Below are 21063 nucleotides of genomic sequence, written 5' to 3'. Positions count from 1 at the left end.
ACGGCCCGTCACCCTCGTGGGGCATCAGCAGGCTCAGTGGCCGCCCTGCTCCTTGAACCGCTTGTAGGAGCGCTCGATCTCCACCTCGGCGTCCGTACGGCCCACCCAGTTGGCGCCCTCGACGGACTTGCCGGGCTCCAGGTCCTTGTAGACCTCGAAGAAGTGCTGGATCTCCAGGCGGTCGAACTCCGACACGTGGTGGATGTCGCGCAGGTGCTCCACCCGGGGGTCGGTCGACGGCACGCACAGCAGCTTGTCGTCGCCGCCGGCCTCGTCCGTCATCCGGAACATGCCGATCGCGCGGCAGGTGATGAGGCAACCCGGGAAGGTCGGCTCGTCCAGGATGACCAGGGCGTCCAGCGGGTCGCCGTCCTCGCCGAGGGTGTTCTCGACGAAGCCGTAGTCGGTCGGATAGGCGGTCGAGGTGAACAGGCGGCGGTCCAGGCGGATACGACCGGTCTCGTGGTCCACCTCGTACTTGTTCCGCGAACCCTTCGGGATCTCGATCGTGACGTCGAACTCCACCGGACGCTCCTCCATGATCAGCACATAGTTCTGGTGGTTAAGTGTCCCTCACGCAGGTGCGTGATCGCGAAAGGGGCTGGTGGTCGTGGTGGGACTGGGACCGTGGCGGTCCGCCGGACCGCGTGTCGCGCGGGCCGTGGACGCCGTACGACCTGCGGTACTGCGGTCCGCACGCGCCGCGCGGTCGGCCGCGCCGCGGGTCGCGCGGCTGGCTCGGGCCACGGCGCCCCGGCTCGCCGGGATCACGGCACCGGGGACCTGGCGGTACACCGCGGGTGCCGCCACCGCCGGACTGGCGCTGGCCGCCGGTGTGGTGACCGCCGCGGGCCCCTGGGACTCCACGGGTCAGCGTACGGCCGAGCGCGACCGGGCCGTCGCACAGGAGCACACGGGTGGCGCAGATCACGGCACCGGCTTCGGCACCGGCACCGGCTCCGGCACCGGCTCCGGTACGGCGGCCGGCCCGCCCCGGCCCGCGCCGAGCGCCGGCTCCGTCCTGGCCGGCCTCGGCGCCACCACCGGCACCGGGCGCGCCACCGGGGGCACCGCCCTGACGGACGTACTGAGCCCGCTGCTGAAGGACTCCGCGCTCGGCGCCCGGCACGCCGCCTCCGTCGTCGACCTCACCACCGGCAAGCGGCTGTACGGCACCGGCACCGGCGCCGCCTTCACCCCCGCCTCCACCACCAAGATCGCCACCGCGGTGGCCGCCCTCACCGCCCTCGGCCCCGACCACCGCCTCACCACCCGCGCCGCCCTGGAACCCGACACCGGCGAACTCGTCCTGGTCGGCGGCGGCGACCCCACCCTCACCGCCCGCGCCGACCCGGACGGCCTGGCCAGCCTGCGCACCCTCGCCACGAAGACGGCCCGCGCCCTGAAGAAGCAGGACGTGCGCGAGGTGACGCTCTCCTACGACACCACGCTCTACGCCGGCTCCGGGGCGCACCCGATCGGGGTCAACGACAACCTCGCCACCGTCACCGCCCTGATGGCCGACGAGGCCCGCACCGACGACTCCACCAGCGGCCCCGCGGCCCGCGAGAGCGACCCCGCGGCGGCCGCCGCCCGCACCTTCGCGGAGCTGCTGGAGCAGCGGGGCGTCAAGGCGTCGGCCCCCGGCCCGTCCAAGGCGACCGGCCGCGCCGACACCCTCGCCACCGTCTCCTCGCCGCCGCTGTCGGCCCTGGTCGAACGGATGCTGACCAACAGCGACAACGACCTGGCCGAGGCGCTGGCCCGGCACACCGCCCTGGCGAGCGGCAAGAAGGCCGACTTCAAGGGCGGCGCCGCCGCGATCACCGCCCGCCTCAAGCAGCTCGGCCTGTCAGTCAAGGGCGCCGACTTCCACGACGGCAGCGGACTGGACCGCGCCGACCGGCTCACCGCCGGCCTGCTCACCGGCCTGCTGGCCACCGCCGCCGACCCGGACCGCCCGGAGCTGCGCACCGTCCTCACCGGACTGCCGGTGGCCGGCTTCACCGGGACGCTCAGCGGCCGATACACCGATGACGCCGACGACAGCGACGACACCGGCACCACCGACGACACGGTCGACACGGCCGACGCCGCCGGCCTGGTACGCGCCAAGACGGGCACCCTGACCGGCGTAAACACCCTGGCCGGCACGGTCGTCACCCAGGACGGCCGGGTGCTGGGCTTCGCCTTCCTGGCCGACGGCACCACCGACGCCCAGGCCGCCCAGGCCACCCTGGACCGGCTGGCGACGGCGCTGGCGGACTGCGGCTGCCGGTAGCCCGCGCGGAGAGCGACGCCCCCGGGGCCCGTCGCACTGGTGCCGCGTGCGACGCCCCGTGCGCCGAGCGGCTGCCTGCGGTCCTCGCCCAGGGGTGCGGACCGCTGCTGCCGGGAGGCCCGTGCCGGGCGCCGGTGCCCCGGGTCCGTCCCACCGGCGCCGCGCACGGCCTGCCCCCGACGGCGGGGCTCACGTACGGTTGACGCATGACGAGCATCGGTGGTGCCGCATCTTCCGGGATGGTCGACTGGAATCTCGCGGTGGCGACCGCGACCCGCCTGGTGAGGCCGGGGCCCGAGGTGAGCCGCGACGAGGCCCGGGCCGTCGTCGCGGAACTCCGCCGGCACGCCAAGGCGTCCGAGGAGCACGTCCGCGGGTTCACCCGGATGGTCTCCGAGGAGGGCGCCGACACCCCCGTCCTCGTCGTCGACCGCCCCGGCTGGGTGCGGGCCAACGTCGCGGGCTTCCGGGAACTGCTCAAACCCCTGCTGGACAAGATGGAGGAGCGCCGCGGCGGCTCCCCGGGCGGCGCGGTCCTCGGCGCCGTCGGCGGCAAGGTCACCGGCGTGGAACTGGGCATGCTGCTGTCGTTCATGTCCTCCCGGGTCCTCGGCCAGTACGAGACCTTCGCCCCGGCCACCCGCGACCTGCCGGCCGGCAGCGGCGGCGGCCGGCTGCTGCTCGTCGCCCCCAACATCGTCCACGTCGAGCGCGAACTCGACGTCGACCCGCACGACTTCCGGCTGTGGGTGTGCCTGCACGAGGAGACGCACCGCACGCAGTTCACGGCGGTGCCCTGGCTGCGGGACCACCTGGAGAGCGAGATCCAGTCCTTCCTGGGGGAGACCGACGTCGACCCCATGACCGTCCTGGAACGGGTCCGCGAGGCCGCCCAGACGCTGGCCGGCGGACGCCCCGAGGGCGAGGAGGACGACGGCGGCCGGTCGCTCGTGGAACTGGTGCAGACCCCGGCCCAGCGGGAGATCCTCGGCCGGCTCACCGCCGTGATGTCCCTGCTGGAAGGGCACGCCGACTTCGTCATGGACGGCGTCGGGCCCGAGGTGGTGCCGACCGTCGGGGAGATCCGCGAGAAGTTCCAGCAGCGCCGCGCCAAGGGCGCCTCCCGGCTCGACCTCGCGCTGCGCAAGCTGCTCGGCCTGGACGCCAAGCTGCGCCAGTACCGGGACGGCGAACGCTTCGTGCGGGCCGTCGTCGACGAGGTCGGCATGGACGGCTTCAACCGGGTGTGGACCTCGCCCAACACCCTGCCCACCAAGACGGAGATCGCCAAACCGGCGGACTGGATCGCGCGGGTGCACCGCAAGTCCGAGTCGTGAGCGGGGCTCAGGGGCGTGCGAAGGGGCCCGCCGGCGGCAGATGAACGCCCCTTCAATCACCCGTCCGAGGGACCGTCGGGCTCCGGCAGGCGTGCGATGCTCGGGTAACGGCCCGTTTCTGTCACCATCTACACACTCTGCGTGACCGACTACGGGCACCCCCCCAGAAAACTTCATGAAGGGCACCGGACATGGGTCCCCATCCTGCGGTCGCGGCGATACGCCTGGCGGTCCGCCGCGTCCTCCACGACATCCTCACCGAACACCACAGCGAGCAGCCCGGCGGCCATCGCGAAGAGCGGCACAGCGCGCACCGGGGCGTCACCGCCGCCGCGCTCCCGCGCTCCTCCGCGTACTCCCCGGCACCGGAGCGCCCCGCCCCGCTCGTGCTCGTGGCGTGCTCCGGCGGCGCCGACTCCATGGCGCTCGCCTCCGCCCTCGCCTTCGAGGCACCCCGGCTCGGCATCCGGGCCGGCGGCGTCACCGTCGACCACGGCCTCCAGGCCGGCTCCGACCTGCGGGCCGCGGAGGTCGTGCTGCGGCTGCGCGCGCTCGGCCTCGACCCGGTCGAGTCCACCGCCGTGACGGTCGGCCGCGGCGGCGGCCCCGAGGCAGCGGCCCGCGACGCCCGCTACGACGCCCTGGACGCCGCCGCCGAGCGGCACGGCGCCGCCGCCGTCCTGCTCGGCCACACCCGCGACGACCAGGCCGAGACGGTCCTGCTGGGCCTCGCCCGCGGCTCCGGCATCCGCTCCCTGTCCGGCATGGCCGCGGTCTCGGGGGCCGGCGGCCGTTACCGGCGCCCGTTCCTCCAGCTCGACCGGCAGACCGCCCGCCGGGCCTGCATGGCCCAGTCCCTGCCGGTCTGGGACGACCCGCACAACACCGACCCGGCCTACACCCGCTCCCGGCTGCGCCACGAGGGCCTGCCCGCCCTGGAGAAGGCGCTCGGCAAGGGTGTCGTCGAGGCGCTGGCCCGCACCGCCCAGCTCTCCCGCGACGACGCCGACGCCCTCGACGGCTGGGCCCGGCGGGCCGAGCCCGAGGTCCGGGACGCGGCGGGGCTGCTGGAGTGCGGCAAGCTCTACGCCCTGCCGCCCGCCGTGCGCCGCCGCATCCTGCGCCGGGCCGTCATCGAGGCGGGCGCCCCGGCCGGTTCGCTGTTCGCCCGGCACGTCGAGGAAATCGACAAGCTGATCACCGGCTGGCGCGGTCAGGGGGCCATCAACCTGCCCGGCAAGGTCGTCGCCCGTCGGCAGGGTGGCAGACTGGTGATTCGGCAAGGCTGAGCACGACCGCCCGGAGCCAGACTCCGGCGGCCGGACCGGGCAGCCGGAGGCCGTACATGCGGGACGACGAAAGTGATGCGGGTGGACGCGAACGACATGGGTGCCGACCTTCAGCGGGTACTCATCACCAAGGAAGAGATCGACGCGAAGCTGGCCGAGCTGGCCGCGGAGATCGACGCTGAGTACGCGGGCAAGGACCTGCTCATCGTCGGAGTCCTCAAGGGCGCGGTGATGGTCATGGCCGACCTCGCCCGGGCGCTGTCCACCCCGGTCACCATGGACTGGATGGCCGTGTCCTCCTACGGCGCGGGCACCCAGTCCTCCGGGGTCGTGCGCATCCTCAAGGACCTCGACACCGACATCAAGGGCAAGCACGTCCTGATCGTCGAGGACATCATCGACTCCGGTCTGACGCTGTCCTGGCTGCTGTCCAACCTCGGCTCGCGCGAGCCCGCCTCCCTGAAGGTGTGCACGCTGCTGCGCAAGCCCGACGCCGCCAAGGTCGCCATCGACGTGCAGTGGGTCGGCTTCGACATCCCCAACGAGTTCGTCGTCGGCTACGGCCTCGACTACGCCGAGAAGTACCGGAACCTCCCGTTCGTCGGCACGCTCGCGCCCCACGTCTACGGCGGCTGACACACCTGTGCGGGACGGGCGGGAACCCAGGCGGCCCTCGCACCGTTGGAGCATGCAGACGGGGATGCCAGCCATCCCGTGCGGCTGCGGGCCACCAAGCTGGGGTACCGTCAGAAGAACTGTCTTATCAAACTCACTATGGCAGGAGGGACGGGGCGGCACCGCTCCGTGTGGATGGACGTGAAGCGATACTTCCGTGGGCCGGTCATGTGGATCGTGCTGGCCGTCCTTGCCGTGGTCGTGTTGATGCAGGTCGTCGGCTCGTCCGGCGGCTACAAGACGGTGGACACAGGCCAGGTCGTCCAGGCGATCAATCAGAACAAGGTCGAATCGGCCAAACTCACCACCGGCGACGAGCAGACCGTCAAGGTCCAGCTCAAGGACGGCGAAAAGGTCGAAGGCAGCTCGAAGATCCAGGCGAGCTACATCGGCGATCAGGGCGTGGACATCGCCAACACGCTGCAGAACAAGTACCAGGACAAGCTGATCCCGGACGGTTACACGGTCTCGCCGGCCAAGCAGAACCCGTTCCTCGGGATCCTGCTCTCCCTGCTGCCGTTCGTCCTCATCGTGGTCGTCTTCCTGTTCCTGATGAATCAGATGCAGGGCGGCGGCTCCCGAGTGATGAACTTCGGGAAGTCCAAGGCCAAGCTCATCACCAAGGACACCCCCAAGACGACGTTCTCCGACGTCGCCGGGTCCGACGAGGCCGTCGAGGAGCTCCACGAGATCAAGGAGTTCCTCCAGGAACCGGCCAAGTTCCAGGCCGTCGGCGCCAAGATCCCCAAGGGCGTCCTGCTCTACGGGCCGCCCGGCACCGGCAAGACGCTGCTCGCGCGGGCCGTCGCGGGCGAGGCGGGCGTCCCGTTCTACTCGATCTCCGGTTCCGACTTCGTCGAGATGTTCGTCGGTGTCGGTGCCTCCCGGGTCCGTGACCTGTTCGAGCAGGCCAAGGCGAACGCCCCGGCGATCGTCTTCGTCGACGAGATCGACGCGGTCGGCCGGCACCGCGGCGCCGGCCTCGGCGGCGGTCACGACGAGCGCGAGCAGACCCTGAACCAGCTGCTCGTCGAGATGGACGGCTTCGACGTCAAGGGCGGCGTGATCCTCATCGCCGCGACGAACCGGCCCGACATCCTCGACCCGGCGCTGCTGCGTCCCGGCCGCTTCGACCGGCAGATCGCCGTCGACCGTCCGGACATGCAGGGCCGCCTCGAGATCCTCAAGGTGCACCAGAAGGGCAAGCCGGTCGCCCCGGACGTCGACCTGTCGGCCGTCGCCCGCCGCACCCCCGGCATGACCGGTGCCGATCTGGCCAACGTGCTGAACGAGGCCGCGCTCCTGACGGCCCGCAGCGACCGCAAGCTGATCGACAACCACATGCTGGACGAGGCGATCGACCGGGTGGTGGCGGGCCCGCAGAAGCGGACCCGGATCATGTCCGACAAGGAGAAGAAGATCACCGCGTACCACGAGGGCGGACACGCCCTGGTCGCGGCGGCCTCACCGAACTCCGACCCGGTCCACAAGATCACCATCCTGTCCCGGGGCCGCGCCCTGGGCTACACGATGGTGCTCCCGGACGAGGACAAGTACTCCACCACCCGCAACGAGATGCTGGACCAGCTCGCCTACATGCTGGGCGGCCGGGCGGCCGAGGAACTGGTCTTCCACGACCCGACCACCGGCGCGGCCAACGACATCGAGAAGGCCACCGGCCTGGCTCGGGCGATGGTCACCCAGTACGGCATGACCGAGCGGCTCGGCGCGATCAAGTTCGGTGGCGACAACACCGAGCCGTTCCTCGGGCGTGAGATGTCTCACCAGCGCGACTACTCGGAAGAGGTCGCCGCGCTGGTCGACGAAGAGGTCAAGAAGCTCATCGAGACCGCGCACAACGAGGCGTGGGAGATCCTGGTCGAGAACCGCGACGTCCTCGACAACCTGGTCCTGGCCCTCCTGGAGAAGGAGACGCTGGGCAAGGACGAGATCGCCGAGGTCTTCGCGCAGATCGTCAAGCGCCCGGCCAGGCCCGCCTGGACCGGCTCCTCGCGCCGTACGCCGTCCACCCGTCCGCCGGTGCTCTCCCCCAAGGAGCTGGCGCTGACGAACGGGGCCAACGGCACCACGGCGTCGATCACCGCCAAGAGCACCACCCCGGACCCGGCCCCCGCGCCGGCTCCGGAGCGGGCCCCGGAGGACCGACCGGAGAGCTGACCGCTCTCCCACCGGCCCCACCAGGCCAGGAATGCCTGCCGCGCCCCCCAGGTTCTAGCCTGGGGGGCGCGGCAGTGTCATGCCGTAGGGCGACCAGCAGGACCGTGACAGGAACGAGGCACCACATGACCGACCCCGTGACGCTGGACGGCGAGGGTTCCATCGGCGAGTTCGACGAGAAGCGCGCCGAGAACGCCGTGCGCGAACTGCTGATCGCGGTCGGCGAGGACCCGGACCGCGAGGGGCTGAGGGAGACGCCGGCGCGGGTGGCGCGGGCGTACAAGGAGATATTCGCCGGGCTGTGGCAGCAGCCGGAGGATGTGCTGACGACGACGTTCGACCTCGGGCACGACGAGATGGTGCTCGTGAAGGACATCGAGGTCTACTCGACCTGTGAACATCATCTGGTCCCGTTCCGGGGCGTCGCGCACGTCGGCTACATCCCGGCCACCAGCGGCAAGATCACCGGCCTGTCCAAGCTCGCCCGGCTGGTGGACGTCTACGCCCGCCGCCCGCAGGTGCAGGAGCGGCTCACCACGCAGATCGCGGACTCCCTGATGGCGATACTGGAGCCGCGCGGGGTGATCGTGGTGGTCGAGTGCGAGCACATGTGCATGTCGATGCGGGGCATCCGCAAGCCCGGCGCCAAGACGCTGACCTCGGCGGTGCGCGGTCAGCTGCGGGACGCGGCGACCCGGGCCGAGGCGATGAGCCTCATAATGGCCCGCTGACGGCTCTCAGGGAGGCTCAGGCCGCCGAGGCCGCGCCCGGGTGGTCGTCGTCCTCGTCCTCCGGGAGTTTGCAGACGCGCTCCAGGAAGATGGCTGCCGCTATCACGCCGATGGCGGCCAGGACGGCGAAGCCCGCGTAGTAGGCCTGGTCGCGGCGGGCGGGGATGTCGAGCTGCTCCAGCAGGAAGACGCCGGTGCCGCCGTACATTCCGGCGACCAGGGCGGCGACCAGGGCGCTGGCCTGGCCGAAGACGACCGCCCGGGCCGCCATCAGGGGGTCGACGCCCTTGGCGCCGGGGGCCCGGTCGCGCTGGGCCTTGAGGCGGGCGCGCAGGGAGAGGGCCGTGGCCAGCAGGACCACGGCGATCAGGGCCAGCACGATCGGGGCGGCCAGCGGGACGCTGGGCAGCGTCCCGACCGAGTTCCACAGGCGGGCGCCCGCCCAGGAGAGGATTCCGGCCACGACGAAGACGCCGGCCAGCACCCGGATGCGCAGCTCTTTCACGGTGTCCCTTCGCCGATCTCCGCACGTGGTCATGCCTGACGTCCGTGCATGACCCCCGTGTTGACCTTAACGACTACTCGGGCAGCCGGAGTTCCAGGTCGGCGCGGGGGGACACGCCCTCGCGGCCGACGGCGCCCAGCAGGTCGGCGACCGGGCCGCGGCCGGGCAGGGCCGCGTCGGGGTCCACGTCGTGCCAGGGGGCGAGGACGAAGGCGCGTTCGTGGGCGCGGGGGTGGGGCAGGGTGAGCTGCGGGTCGTCGCAGACCACGTCGGCGTACGCGACGATGTCGACGTCCAGGGTGCGCGGGCCCCAGCGCTCCTCCCGGACCCGGTGGAAGGCCTCCTCCACGGCGTGTGCGCGCTCCAGGAGGGAGGACGGGGGGAGGGTGGTCTTCAGGACCACCACCGCGTTGAAGTACGAGGGCTGGGAGCCCGGGTCGACGCCCCACGGCTCCGTCTCGTAGACGGGGGAGACGCCCTTGACGCGGACGCCCGGGGTGTCCTCCAGCGCGTCGATGGCGCCCTGGAGGGTCTCCAGCCGGTTGCCGAGGTTGGCGCCGAGGGCGATCACCGCGCGCCTGGGGTTGGACAGCGTGGTGTCGGCGGCGTCGACCTGGTCGACGACCGAGGCGGGCACCGGCTGGACGGTCGGGTCGCTGGGGCCCTTGAGGAAGGGGGCGCTCATACACGGCTCCGGGTGATGGTGACGGTCACGTCGTCGAAGGGGACCGTGATCGGGGCGTCCGGTTTGTGCACGCACACCTCGACCTGCTGGACCCCTTCGTGCTTGAGGCAGACCTGGGCGATGCGCTCCGCCAGCGTCTCGACGAGGTTGACGGGCTCGCCCTCGACGACGGCGACGACCTCCTCGGCCACGATGCCGTAGTGCACGGTCTTGGTCAGGTCGTCGTCGGCCGCGGCCGGCCGGGTGTCCAGGCCCAGGACGACGTCCACGAGGAAGGTCTGGCCCTCCTCGCGCTCCTTGGGGAAGACACCGTGGTGCCCGCGGGCCTTCAGGCCGCGCAGCGCGACACGATCCACGCGATCACTCCTGCCGTCGTAGGTCTCGGCCGGTCCCCCCGCCGGGTGCGGACGGCACTTCAGCCACCGTCGAATCTACCCGTGAGCACTGACAACCCCGGGCCGCGGGGGCGGTCGGCCCGGCGGGCGCCGGGAGGTTTCACCGTGCGTTCTCCCGGGCGGAGCCGGTGGCTCACCGGGTGGTAGCCGTCCCTACCCGCCGGTCGGTGATTCCAACCACTTTCCGCGGCCGGGGCCGGGGAGCCCCGGTCAGGAGAGTGCCAGGAGGGAGCCTGGAGGGCCTCAGGAGGGCGTCTCCTCCTCGTCGTCCTCGTCGGTCTCCGCGAGGACCGGTGAGCCGTGGTGGGACCAGAGTTTCCAGCCGGCGGGGGTGCGGCGGAACACGTTCGTGGCGACCACGAGCTGGCCGACCAGCGGGCCCAGTTCGTCGCCCTCCTCGGGGGCGGGGCCGCCGCTGAGGATGTTCTCCGTGCAGGTGACCACTGCGGTGTCGCCGGTGACGGAGACGTGCGTGTCGGTGAGGAAGAACTGGATGTAGTCGGTGTTCGCCATGATCAGCGCGTACGACCGCAGTACCTCGCCGCGGCCGGTGAGGACCGGCCAGCCGGGGTGCACGCAGGAGATCACGCCGGTGTCGGCCGGGTCGTGGTAGGTCTCGTCGACGCCGACGTCGGACGGGGTGAGCCAGAGTTCGCTCAGCTGTTCGAAGGCGCCTTCCTCCAGTGCCTCGTAGAAGGCGGTGTTGGCCGCCTCGACCTGCTCCACATCGAGGTGCGGGGCGCTCACTCGGCTCCTTCCGGGTCGTGGCCGGCGGCCTGTTCGACGGCGCGGGCGACGCGTACGGCGTCGGCGGTGGCGCGGACCTCGTGCACCCGCACCGCCCAGGCGCCGGCCCGGGCGGCGAGCGCCGACACGGCGGCGGTGGCGGCGTCGCGCTCCCGCGCGGGCGGCACCGGGCCGCCCGGCCCGGCCAGCACCCGGCCGAGGAACCGCTTCCTGGAGGCGGCGACCAGGACGGGGTGGCCCAGGTCCAGGATCCGGTCCAGGTGGGCCAGCAGGACCAGGTCGTGCTCGGCGTCCTTGGAGAAGCCGAGGCCGGGGTCGACGACGACGCGGTCCGGGGCGATGCCGCCCGCCAGCACCGCCTGCACGCGCGCGTGCAGTTCGTCGGCGACCTCGGTGACGACATCGGCGTAGCTGCCGCGGACGTTGCCGCCCGCCAGCAGGCCGCGCCAGTGCATGACCACGAAGGGGGCGCCGGCGTCCGCGACGACCGGGATCATCCGGTCGTCGGCCAGGCCGCCTGAGACGTCGTTGACCAGCGCGGCGCCGGCCGCCAGGGACCGCTCGGCGACGCTGGCGCGCATGGTGTCGACGGAGATCGTGACCCCCTCGGAGGCCAGGCCCCGCACCACCGGGACGACGCGCTTGAGCTCCTCGGCCTCGTCGACCCGGGTGGCGCCGGGCCGGGTGGACTCGCCGCCGACGTCGATCAGGTCCGCGCCCTGGGCGACCAGGTCGAGGCCGTGCTTGATGGCGGCCGTCGTGTCGAACCAGCGGCCGCCGTCGGAGAAGGAGTCGGGGGTCACGTTGACGACCCCCATGACCGCGCAGCGGTCCCATGCGGTCAGTCCCGCCACGTGGCGGCGGCCGGTCTGCTTGCTCATGTGTTCAGCGTAGGCCCAGGGGGCGGCCGTCCTCCGCCGCGGGCCGGGGGCGGGGAGGGGCGCGGAATCGGGCCGACCTGGCTTTCCGTGCCGTTAATGAAGAAGCGATCGGCAATAAATGATCTTGATCAAATGGCGCCTTGTCCGGGTGTTGTTTCCTGATGCCCTGTGAACACTTACGGGACAGCTGTCTTTTTGCGGGGTCGAGGCGTCAAGAAACGCCTACGCGCGGTAAGTTTCTGGCCATGCCACGTGGACGTCACCGCCATTCCCCGCCCTTGCACAGGCTGCTTCCCCCGTCGGCGATCGCAGGCGTCTCCGTCGTCTGTGCCGTGGGCCCCTGGGTGTTCAGCGAAACGCTGGTGCTGCGCGCGCTGGCCGCGGCCGCGGCGGTGACCGCGGTGCTCGGCGCGGTCGTCATGCGGCACTGGGACGCGCAGGCCGGCCGCCAGGTCGCCGACCTCACGCGCGCGCGGGCGAGCGACGAGTGGCGTTTCGAGGAACGCGTGGCGGAACTGGAATCCGATCTGGAGGAGTCGCGCGAACTGCGCGGCAAGCTGGAGCAGCGGCTGCGCGCCAAGCGCGCGGAACTCGCCGGACTGCGCAATGAGCACGCCGCGCTGCTGCGCCGGTACGCCACGGCGGAGACCGAGCGGGCCAGTGTCCTGGAAAGCCGCCGGCGCCTGGAACTGGAGGCGGCGCCCGGGGCGCCCGCCCTGCCGGCGGCACGTTCGGCGCCGGACGCGGCGCCGGTGCCGAAGCCGAATCCGAAGTCTGGGGAGAACCCGGAGCAGGAATCCAAGGACGGGGACGGTGACGGGGCCGGGGACGTGGCGGCGCCCGCGGTCTTCTCGCCGGAAGGTTCACGGCTGTTCCTGCGGGCCCGGTCGGCGCTGGCCCGGCTGGACGCCGACCCGGAGGTGCGCGCGGACGGGGACGGTGACGGCGACGGCGGCAGCCGGGCCGACGCGGACGGGGACGGCGGGGACGACGGGGACGGCGGCGGTGGCGGCGGCCGGGAGGCCGGCGCGGCGGCCGAGCCCGACGCCTCGCGGGACGGGACACCGGGCGGCGCCGAGGCGCCGGAGGGGTCCCGGGCGGCGGAAGGCCCCCGGGCGCCGCAGGGCCCCGAGGCGGCCGGCGGGCACCAGCGCGCGGTGGCGGAGGACCCGGCGGACGCGAACGGGCCGGAGCAGCCCGCCCAGCCCACGCGGCGGGCCCTTGGGCACTTCACCGTGCCGACCGCGGTGGCCGTCGTGCCGGCCGCGGCACCCGCGCGGCGCCCGGTGGTCGAGGGCGGCTTCGACTTCTTCGGCAACAAGACGCCGCAGCGGCCCGGCGCGGGAGCGGACGGCACCGCCGGCGCCCTGGAGGCCGTACAGAACGAGGATCTGGCCGACGTGGTGGGCCAGGAGGCCCTCGCCCTGCACAAGGCCGAGGAGGAGGCCGGGTTCAAGCCGGCCGGCGCGGAGTCCCGGGGCGTGGGCCAGGTCATCGACCTGACCGCGCACGACGAGACCGAGCAGATCGACGTGGAGGGGCTGCGCAGCGCGGTGTCCTGACGGACGGCCGCTTGCAGCAGCCCGCTCCCGGATCAGCCCTTCGGGTCAGCCCCCACGGATCGGCCCCTCGGGTCAGCTTTCCTGGATCAGCCCGTCGGGTCAGCCCTTCGGGTCAGCTTTCCTGGTTCAGCCCGTCGGGTCTGCCCTCACGGGTCAGCTCTCCTGGATCAGCCCCTCGGATCAGCCCTTCGGGTCAGCCCCCACGGATCGGCCCTCGGGTCAGCTCTCCCGGATCAGCCCTTCGGGTCAGCTCTCCCGGATCAACCCCCCGGATCAGCCCTCCCGCATCAACCCCCCGCCATCCACCGATCCGGCCCCGCGTCCCGGCGCCCCGTGCGGGAGCGTTCGGCCTGGGCGCGCAGGAGTTTCGCCGCCTCCCCGGCGTCCCGCTGCCACGCCGTCACCGTCTTGTTGGCCCCCGTGTCCACCCGTACGTTCGCCAGTCGCAGCGTCCGCTGCCAGGGACCCTGGGTGAGCCGGACGCTCTGCACCTTGGCGTGCGGGACCAGGGCGAGGACCCGGCGCAGCAGCCCGTACCGCGCGGCGAACACCTCGTCGGTCACGGCCAGCCCGTAGCCGCGCCGCCACAGCGGCACCCGGCGCCCCGCGCGGCGCGGCACGGGCGCCAGGGCGGCGGGCGGCGGCACCGTCACCCCGGGCAGCACCCGCGCGACGACGGACTCGGCGATCGCGCGCGGGGCGACCGGCAGCAGCACGGAGTTGGCGGAGCCGGCCACGTCGAGTTCGACCCGGACCCAGCCCCGGCGCCGCCACAGCACCGGCTCCACGATCCGTACCGTCTGCACCCGTCCCGGCGGCACCGTCTCGTGCGTGCGGTCCAGCAGCCCGTGGTCGATGCGGAGCCCGTCCGGCGACTCGGCCAGCGTCCAGTCGTACTCGCCGACGAACCGCCCCACGCTGCGCGCGCCCGCGCCGCCCAGCAGCGGTACGGCGGTCGCCAGTACCGTCCACAGGCTGTGGGTGGCCAGCCACAGCAGCGTCGGTACGACCACGGCGGCCAGCAGCGTGCCCCAGGTCGCGCCGGTGAGCAGCAGGGAGACGGCGATGACCCCGGGCGGCACGCGCAGCAGTTGCCGGGCGGGGGCCTCGCCGACCCCGGCGGCGGCCTCGGGGGCGAAACCGGCCGCCCGGGCGAGCAGTTCGGCGCGCAGCGACCGGGCGTGCTCGGCGCCCAGGAAGGCCAGTTCGTCCTTCTTGTCGGTGCCCACCACGTCGAGCCGGAGCTTGGCCACACCCACCACCCGGGCCAGCAGCGGCTGGGTGATGTCGACGGCCTGGATGCGTTCGAGCCGGATGTGCGCGGTGCGCCGGAAGAGCAGCCCGGTGCGGATGCGCAGTTCCGTGCCGGTCACCGCATAGTGGGTGAACCACCAGGTCAGGAAGCCGTAGAGGGCGGCGGCCGGGATGAGGACGGCGACGCCGATCAGCAGGGTGGTCGTGGTCAGCCGGGTCAGCTGGCGCTGGGCCTGGTCGGGGTCGTGCACCGCCCAGCCGACCAGGACGGCGACCGGGGCCCAGGCGCGCCGCAGCGGGGTGACGGGGTGCAGCCGCCGCTCGACGACCTCCCCGGCCTGCTCGCCGGCGGTCTTCACAGCCCCGCCGACCGGGCCTCGCCCAGCTCGGTGAGCCGGTCGCGCAGCCGTTCCGCCTCCGCCGGGTCCAGGCCGGGGATGGTGGCGTCGGTCGCGGCGGCGGCCGTGTGCAGCTGCACGCTGGCCAGCCCGAAGTACCGTTCCACCGGCCCGGAGGTGACCTCCACCAGCTGCATCCGCCCGTACGGCACCACCGTCTCCTTGCGCCACAGCACGCCCCGCGTGATCAGCAGGTCGTCGGCGCGCTCGGCGTACCGCCAGGAGCGCCAGTTGCGCTCCAGCAGCACCCGGCCCCAGGCCAGCGCGGCGAGCGGGAGCAGGGCGAAGGCGGCCCAGGCGGGTCCCGCGAACAGGCCGAGGAGCACCCCGGCGGCGACTGCCGCCGCCCCCAGCCACACCGTCAGCAGCAGCCGCCGTATCCGCAGCAGTCCCGGCGGCAGTCCCGTCCACACCGGTTCCGCCGCGGCCGCCGTACCCGCGTCGTCCGGACTCCCCGTCTCCATGGGCCCAGCGTACGTAGGGGAGACTGGGCGCATGACTCCCACGACGGAGACCATGGTCGGCATCGGCGGCGCCGCGGAGAGCACCGACATGGTGCTGAACATCGGCCCGCAGCACCCCTCCACGCACGGGGTGCTGCGTCTGAGGCTCGTCCTGGACGGCGAGCGCATCGTGCGCGCGGAGCCCGTGATCGGCTATATGCACCGGGGCGCGGAGAAGCTGTTCGAGGCGCGTGACTACCGGCAGATCATCATGCTGGCCAACCGCCACGACTGGCTGTCGGCGTTCTCCAACGAGCTGGGCGTGGTGCTCGCCGTGGAGCGGATGCTCGGCATGGAGGTGCCCGTGCGGGCGGTCTGGCTGCGCACGCTGCTCGCCGAGCTGAACCGGGTGCTCAACCACCTGATGTTCCTCGGCTCCTATCCGCTGGAGCTGGGCGGCATCACGCCGATGTTCTACGCGTTCCGGGAGCGGGAGGCGCTCCAGAACGTCATGGAGGAAGTCTCCGGCGGGCGCATGCACTACATGTTCAACCGGGTCGGCGGCCTCAAGGAGGACCTGCCGGCCGGCTGGACGGCACGCGCGCGTGCGGCCGTTTCCGCGGTGCGCTCCCGGATGGACGTCTTCGACGACCTGGTGCTCGGCAACGAGATCTTCCGGGGGCGGACCCGGGGGGTGGGCGTGCTGTCGCCGGAGGCCGTGCACGGGTACGGGGTGAGCGGCCCGATCGCCCGCGCCTGCGGCGTCGACTTCGACCTGCGCCGCGACGAGCCCTACCTGGCCTATCCGGAGCTCCAGGACACCCTGCGGGTCGTCACCCGCGCGGAGGGCGACTGCCTGGCCCGCTTCGAGTGCCTGCTGGAGCAGACGCACAACGCCCTCGACCTCGCCGACGCCTGCCTGGACCGGTTCGCCGAGCTGCCGCCCGGCCCGGTCAACCAGCGGCTCCCGAAGGTCCTGAAGGCACCCGAGGGCCACACCTACGCGTGGACCGAGAACCCGCTCGGCATCAACGGCTACTACCTGGTCAGCAAGGGCGAGAAGACCCCGTACCGGCTGAAGCTGCGCTCGGCCTCGTACAACAACATCCAGGCGCTGGCCGAGCTGCTGCCCGGGACGCTGGTGGCGGACATGGTGGCGATCCTGGGGTCACTGTTCTTCGTGGTCGGGGACATCGACAAGTAGCGGTGCCGCGACGCCGACCGGCTGGAGCAGCCACCCGAAGTCGCCGAGCCCGCCCGGAGCGGTGAGTTCGGCGGCCTGTCCGGCGCCCGCGAGGGCGCGTACGTAGGCGGCGGGGTCGCTGGACGCCAGGGCGAGCGGGGGGCGCGCGCCGGAGAGGCCCAGGGCGCGCAGGGCGGCGCGCTGGGTCAGCAGGCGGCCACCGGGGAGCGCGCAGGCGTCGAGCGCGACGTGCGCGGTGATGTCGCACGACCCGTTCGGCACCGGCCGTGTCTCCCGGCCGGCGCGGAACCCGGTCAGCGTTCCGAAGGGCGGCCGGGCGGCCGCCGTGTGCGCGTAGTCGACGGCGACCGCGAGCCCCCGGTCCAGGGTGGCCACCGCCGCGGCCCAGGCGGTGTCCCGGGGCAGCCCGATCTCGGCCCGCCGCCCCGCCTCGGGCGGCAGCGGCCACCAGCGCGCCAGCCACCCGGCGCCGGTCCCGCCGACCGGCTCCCCGAGCCGCTCGGCCCCGTCGCCCCGGACCAGGACCCGCCGTGCCACCCCCTCGGCGTCAATCTCCACGACCTCCACCGGTACGTCGTCCAGCCACTCGTTGGCGAACAGCAGCCCCGTGACACCGCGCGGCGGCTCGCTCCGCCACTCGATCCGGCGGTCCAGCCCCGGGGGCCGGCCGGCCACCTCGACGGCGTGCACCCGGGTCCGGGCGGCCACGTCGGCGGGCAGCGCGGTGAGCACTCCGCCGGCCAGCTCCCCGCGCCCGGCCGCCATGTCCACGAAGTCCAGCTCGGCCGGCCGGCCCAGCGCCTCGTCGAGGCGGCACAGCAGCCGCGCCACGGCGGCGGCGAACAGCGGCGACGCGTGCACCGACGTACGGAAGTGCCCGGCCGGGCCCTCGGGCCGGCGGTAGAAACCGTCCGGTCCGTACAGCGCGGTCTCCCAGGCGTCCCGCCAGCCCCACCACTGATCCGCTGCCACTGCTGTCACCGCCTCAGGCTACGGAGCGGGGGCGCGCGGATGCGCACGGCCTCCACCTTGCGGAGTACGCGCGCCCGCTTGGGATCGGCCCTCCGGTTGACCCCTGCACCTATCGGGCTTCCCTACGCTGGGTTACGTGCAGCGCCTCTACGACTTCCTCCGCAGGCACCCGACCGGGGTGGACGCCTTCTGGGCCCTCGTCCTGCTCGGGATGTCCCTGGTGTCCACGGGCGCGAGCCGGGACGGACGGGGGACCGACGCCGCGGCGCTGATCGTCCCGTTCGCCGTACTGCTCTGCCTGGTGGTGGCGCTGCGCCGGCGGCTGCCGGAGAAGATGCTGCTGCTGTCCGCCGTGCTGGGCGCGGGGCAGCTGGTGCTGGACGTCTCCGTCATGCCCGCCGACTTCTCGATGCTGGTGATCGTCTACACGGTGGCCGCCACCGGCGCCCGCTGGGCGTCCCGGCTGGCGCTGGCCATGGGGCTGTGCGCGGCGCCGGTGGCGCAGTTGCGCTGGCCCAGCGAGCAGACGGGCGTGTCGGGCAACATCGCGCTGACCGTGTTCATGACGGTGCCGTTCGCGCTGGCCTGGGTGCTCGGCGACTCCATCCGCACCCGGCGCGCCTACTTCGCGCAACTGGAGGAGCGCGCCGCCCGGCTGGAGAAGGAGCGCGAGGCGCAGGCCAAGGTCGCGGTGGCCGCCGAGCGGGCCCGGATCGCCCGGGAGCTGCACGACGTGGTCGCGCACAACGTGTCGGTGATGGTGGTGCAGGCCGACGGCGCCGCGTACGTCCTGGACGCGGCGCCCGACCAGGCCAAGAAGGCCCTGGAGACGATCTCCTCCACCGGCCGCCAGGCCCTCGCCGAGATGCGCCGGCTGCTCGGCGTCCTGCGCACCGGCGAGCACCAGGAGGCCGGGGAGTACGTCCCGCAGCCCGACGTCCAGCAGATCGAGCACCTGGTCCAGGAGTGCCGGGGCTCCGGGCTGCCGGTCGACTTCGAGGTCGAGGGCACCCCGCGCCCGCTGCCCAGCGGCGTCGAGCTGACCGCGTACCGCATCGTGCAGGAGGCGCTCACCAACACCCGCAAGCACGGCGGCCCGAACGCCGGGGCGAGCGTCCGGCTGGTCTACTTCGACGACGGGCTCGGCCTGCTGGTCGAGGACGACGGCAAGGGCGCCCCGCACGAGATGTACGAGGAGGGCGGGCTGGACGGACAGGGCCACGGCCTGATCGGCATGCGGGAACGGGTCGGCATGGTGGGCGGCACCCTGGACGCGGGTCCGCGCCCCGGCGGAGGATTCCGCATCAGCGTCCTGCTGCCCCTGAAACCCGCCCACTGAGCCACCGAAGGACGGAAGAACCCAATGACGACGCTGCCGACGATCCGCGTCATGCTCGTCGACGACCAGGCACTGCTGCGCACCGGGTTCCGGATGGTGCTCGCCGCCCAGCCGGACATGGAGGTCGTGGCGGAGGCGGGGGACGGTGTCGAGGCCCTCCAGGTGCTGCGCGGCACCGCCGTGGACGTCGTCCTGATGGACGTCCGGATGCCCAAACTGGACGGCGTGGAGGCCACCCGGCGCATCTGCGGGGAGCCCGGCGCTCCCAAGGTGCTCATCCTGACCACCTTCGACCTCGACGAGTACGCCTTCTCGGCGCTGAAGGCGGGCGCCTCCGGTTTCCTGCTCAAGGACGTGCCGCCCGCCGAACTCCTCGCCGCCATCCGCTCGGTGCACAGCGGCGACGCGGTGGTCGCCCCCTCCACCACCCGGCGCCTGCTGGACCGCTTCGCCCCGATGCTGCCCAGCGGCACCCAGCAGCCCTCGCACGCCGGCCTCCAGCGGCTCACCGACCGGGAACGGGAGGTGATGGTGCTGGTGGCCCAGGGCCTGTCCAACGGCGAGATCGCGGCCCGCCTGGTCCTGTCCGAAGCCACGGTGAAGACCCACGTGGGCCGCATCCTGACCAAGCTGGGCCTCCGGGACCGGGTACAGGTGGTGGTGCTGGCCTATGAGACGGGGCTGGTGCGGGCGGGCGGCAGGGGCTGAACGGACGGTCACCGCTTCTCCTCCGGCCGGGCGGCGCAGCGCGGGCAGGCGCACGGCGGAAAGACACCATCGCGCGGTACAACCGCCCGCCCGAGTGATCAACGGGCTTCCGTCAGCCGCCCCACGAAGTCGGCCACCGCCGCCCGTACGTCCTGCGCCGTCCACTCCAGCCCGGCGGCCCCCACCGAGACCTCCGTCACGGCGAGACCCGGGCCGGGCGCGTCCCAGGGGCGGGAGAAGAGCAGGTCGCCCGTCTCCTCGCCCTGCCGGATCGCCGCCTCGGTGACGGTGTTGGCGTCGTACGGCAGCCAGAGCTGGAACTCGTGGGTGTGCGGCACCTCGGGGTGGACCCGGGCCCACGGCACGCCCGCCGCCGCGAAACCCTCCCGCAGCGCGCCGGCCACCACGCGCGCGTGCCGCACGTAGTCCGGCAGCCGGGGCAGCTCCCGCTCCAGCCCGGCCAGTGCCGCCAGCGCCGTCGGGAACTGCTGGAAGACCATGCCGCCGTACCGGTGCCGCCAGGTGCGCGCCTCCTCCACCAGGGTCCGGGGACCGGCGAGGGCGGCGCCGCCGAAGCCGTCCAGCGACTTGTAGAACGACACGTAGACGCTGTCCGCGAGGCCGGCGATCTCGTCCAGCGGCCGACCGAAGTGCGTACTGGTCTCCCACAGGCGGGCCCCGTCGAAGTGGACCACGGCGTCCCGCTCCCGGGCGGCCCCGGTCACCTCGGTCAGCTCCGCCCAGGTGGGCAGCAGGTAGCCGGCGTCGCGCAGCGGCAGCTCCAGCATCAGCGTCCCGAACGGCTCCTCGAAGTCCCGTACCTCCTCGGCGGTCGGCTGCCGGGGCGCGCTCGTCAGCCGCACCGGACGCAGACCGCTCACCTGGCTGAAGGCGTCCCGTTCGTGCACCTCGGGATGGGCGAGTCCGTGCAGGGCGACCACCTGGCTGCCGGTGCGCCCCGCCCAGCAGCGCAGGGCCACCTGCTGGGCCATCGTGCCGGTCGGGAAGAAGGCGGCGGCCTCCTTGCCGAGCAGCGTGGCGACCCGCTCCTCCAGGGCGGTGACGACGCCGTTGCCGTACTGGTCGGCCGGTTCGTCCAGGCCGTACAGCTCTCCGGCGCCGTCCAGCACGGCGAGCCGGTCCCGGAGCGAGGCGAGGAAGCCGGGGCGGGCGAGCACCCGCCGCGCGGTGCGGTGGGCGGCGCCGCGCCGCTTCCGCAGCCGCTGCCCGCGCTCTTCCTCGGTCACCGGCCCGCTCGGCTCGACGTCATCTGTCACGTCATCCACTGTTGTCACGCCATCTGCCACGTCTGTCACGTCATCAGCCATGCAGCCGATCATGCAGGGCGGCGGCCCGTGGACGACAGCGGTTATCCACCCACAGCCTGTGGACAACCGACCGCCCGGGAACCGATCGCGTTAACATGACGAGAAATCGTCCGGTACCCAGTGCGGACTGGAACGGGAAGGCCGTCGTCGC

General features: G+C 73.1%; 20 protein-coding genes. 10 read left to right on the top strand and 10 right to left on the bottom strand.

The annotated features are described in order from the left end of the window. Positions 1-33: 33 nt before the first annotated feature. The gene (locus AB0G32_RS29685) at positions 34-525 is read right to left on the bottom strand and encodes an inorganic diphosphatase (RefSeq protein WP_361169978.1); all 492 of its coding nucleotides are present in this window, start codon (positions 523-525) and stop codon (positions 34-36) included. Between the two features lie 79 nt (positions 526-604). Between AB0G32_RS29685 and dacB the strand changes: the two genes are divergently transcribed. The 6 genes from dacB to folE all read left to right on the top strand — a co-directional run bounded on the left by dacB (position 605) and on the right by folE (position 8491). Further along, a complete protein-coding gene (gene dacB / locus AB0G32_RS29680; RefSeq protein ID WP_361169932.1) occupies positions 605-2281 on the top strand; it encodes a D-alanyl-D-alanine carboxypeptidase/D-alanyl-D-alanine-endopeptidase in 1677 nt (558 codons plus the stop codon). Positions 2282-2487: 206 nt separating this feature from the next. After that, positions 2488-3618 (top strand): zinc-dependent metalloprotease, encoded by a 1131-nt coding sequence (locus AB0G32_RS29675; protein WP_361169929.1) that lies wholly within the window; start codon positions 2488-2490, stop codon positions 3616-3618. 191 nt (positions 3619-3809) lie between these two features. Beyond that, entirely contained in the window at positions 3810-4907 is a 1098-nt protein-coding gene (gene tilS / locus AB0G32_RS29670) for a tRNA lysidine(34) synthetase TilS (protein WP_361169926.1), read from the top strand. Between the two features lie 75 nt (positions 4908-4982). Continuing rightward, positions 4983-5543 (top strand): hypoxanthine phosphoribosyltransferase, encoded by a 561-nt coding sequence (gene hpt, locus AB0G32_RS29665; RefSeq protein WP_361169923.1) that lies wholly within the window; start codon positions 4983-4985, stop codon positions 5541-5543. Between the two features lie 174 nt (positions 5544-5717). Then, complete coding sequence (ftsH, locus tag AB0G32_RS29660) at positions 5718-7760, top strand: ATP-dependent zinc metalloprotease FtsH (RefSeq protein WP_361169920.1); 2043 nt, start codon at positions 5718-5720, stop codon at positions 7758-7760. 125 nt (positions 7761-7885) lie between these two features. Next, positions 7886-8491 (top strand): GTP cyclohydrolase I FolE, encoded by a 606-nt coding sequence (gene folE, locus AB0G32_RS29655; protein WP_361169917.1) that lies wholly within the window; start codon positions 7886-7888, stop codon positions 8489-8491. Between the two features lie 16 nt (positions 8492-8507). Here the strand turns inward: folE and AB0G32_RS29650 are convergent, their stop codons facing one another. The 5 genes from AB0G32_RS29650 to folP all read right to left on the bottom strand — a co-directional run bounded on the left by AB0G32_RS29650 (position 8508) and on the right by folP (position 11704). Continuing rightward, positions 8508-8996 carry a DUF3180 domain-containing protein gene (locus tag AB0G32_RS29650; RefSeq protein WP_361169914.1) on the bottom strand — a complete coding sequence of 163 codons (489 nt, stop codon included), beginning with the start codon at positions 8994-8996 and terminating at the stop codon, positions 8508-8510. Between the two features lie 73 nt (positions 8997-9069). Then, complete coding sequence (gene folK / locus AB0G32_RS29645; RefSeq protein ID WP_361169911.1) at positions 9070-9681, bottom strand: 2-amino-4-hydroxy-6-hydroxymethyldihydropteridine diphosphokinase; 612 nt, start codon at positions 9679-9681, stop codon at positions 9070-9072. Continuing rightward, positions 9678-10037: a dihydroneopterin aldolase gene (gene folB / locus AB0G32_RS29640; protein WP_361169908.1), complete on the bottom strand. Its 360-nt coding sequence runs from the start codon at positions 10035-10037 to the stop codon at positions 9678-9680. The genes folK and folB overlap by 4 nt, the downstream gene beginning before the upstream one ends. 282 nt (positions 10038-10319) lie before the next feature. Further along, positions 10320-10823, bottom strand: coding sequence for a nuclear transport factor 2 family protein (locus AB0G32_RS29635; RefSeq protein ID WP_361169905.1), 504 nt, complete (start codon positions 10821-10823; stop codon positions 10320-10322). Next, complete coding sequence (folP, locus tag AB0G32_RS29630; protein ID WP_361169902.1) at positions 10820-11704, bottom strand: dihydropteroate synthase; 885 nt, start codon at positions 11702-11704, stop codon at positions 10820-10822. The genes AB0G32_RS29635 and folP overlap by 4 nt, the downstream gene beginning before the upstream one ends. A 245-nt stretch (positions 11705-11949) precedes the next feature. Between folP and AB0G32_RS29625 the strand changes: the two genes are divergently transcribed. Then, positions 11950-13266: a hypothetical protein gene (locus AB0G32_RS29625; protein ID WP_361169899.1), complete on the top strand. Its 1317-nt coding sequence runs from the start codon at positions 11950-11952 to the stop codon at positions 13264-13266. A gap of 287 nt (positions 13267-13553) precedes the next feature. On the opposite strand, the gene AB0G32_RS29620 is transcribed toward AB0G32_RS29625, so the two are convergent. Beyond that, entirely contained in the window at positions 13554-14879 is a 1326-nt protein-coding gene (locus AB0G32_RS29620) for a PH domain-containing protein (RefSeq protein ID WP_361169896.1), read from the bottom strand. Continuing rightward, positions 14876-15382, bottom strand: coding sequence for a PH domain-containing protein (locus AB0G32_RS29615; protein WP_361169892.1), 507 nt, complete (start codon positions 15380-15382; stop codon positions 14876-14878). Before AB0G32_RS29615 ends, AB0G32_RS29620 begins: the two co-directional genes overlap by 4 nt. 31 nt (positions 15383-15413) lie before the next feature. Between AB0G32_RS29615 and AB0G32_RS29610 the strand changes: the two genes are divergently transcribed. Next, positions 15414-16565, top strand: coding sequence for an NADH-quinone oxidoreductase subunit D (locus AB0G32_RS29610; RefSeq protein WP_361169889.1), 1152 nt, complete (start codon positions 15414-15416; stop codon positions 16563-16565). Here AB0G32_RS29610 and AB0G32_RS29605 read toward each other — a convergent pair. Further along, the gene (locus AB0G32_RS29605) at positions 16530-17546 is read right to left on the bottom strand and encodes an SAM-dependent methyltransferase (RefSeq protein WP_361169886.1); all 1017 of its coding nucleotides are present in this window, start codon (positions 17544-17546) and stop codon (positions 16530-16532) included. The two genes, AB0G32_RS29610 and AB0G32_RS29605, sit on opposite strands and share 36 nt — an antisense overlap. Before the next feature lie 127 nt (positions 17547-17673). On the opposite strand from AB0G32_RS29605, the gene AB0G32_RS29600 reads away from it, so the two are divergent. Together AB0G32_RS29600 and AB0G32_RS29595 are read left to right on the top strand one after the other, a co-directional pair. Next, positions 17674-18876 (top strand): sensor histidine kinase, encoded by a 1203-nt coding sequence (locus tag AB0G32_RS29600; RefSeq protein WP_361169883.1) that lies wholly within the window; start codon positions 17674-17676, stop codon positions 18874-18876. Positions 18877-18900: 24 nt separating this feature from the next. After that, positions 18901-19584, top strand: a complete 684-nt coding sequence (locus AB0G32_RS29595) for a response regulator transcription factor (protein WP_361169880.1) — start codon at positions 18901-18903, stop codon at positions 19582-19584. A gap of 98 nt (positions 19585-19682) precedes the next feature. Here the strand turns inward: AB0G32_RS29595 and AB0G32_RS29590 are convergent, their stop codons facing one another. Next, on the bottom strand, positions 19683-20912 hold the full coding sequence (locus AB0G32_RS29590; protein ID WP_361169877.1) for a beta-eliminating lyase-related protein: 1230 nt from the start codon (positions 20910-20912) through the stop codon (positions 19683-19685). Positions 20913-21063 lie beyond the last annotated feature (151 nt).

It is taken from the genome of Streptomyces sp. NPDC023723, from assembly GCF_040639815.1.
GTDB lineage: Bacteria > Actinomycetota > Actinomycetes > Streptomycetales > Streptomycetaceae > Streptomyces.
The sequence above is the reverse complement of the archived record's forward strand: the minus strand, read 5'-3'. Positions and strand labels throughout refer to the sequence as shown.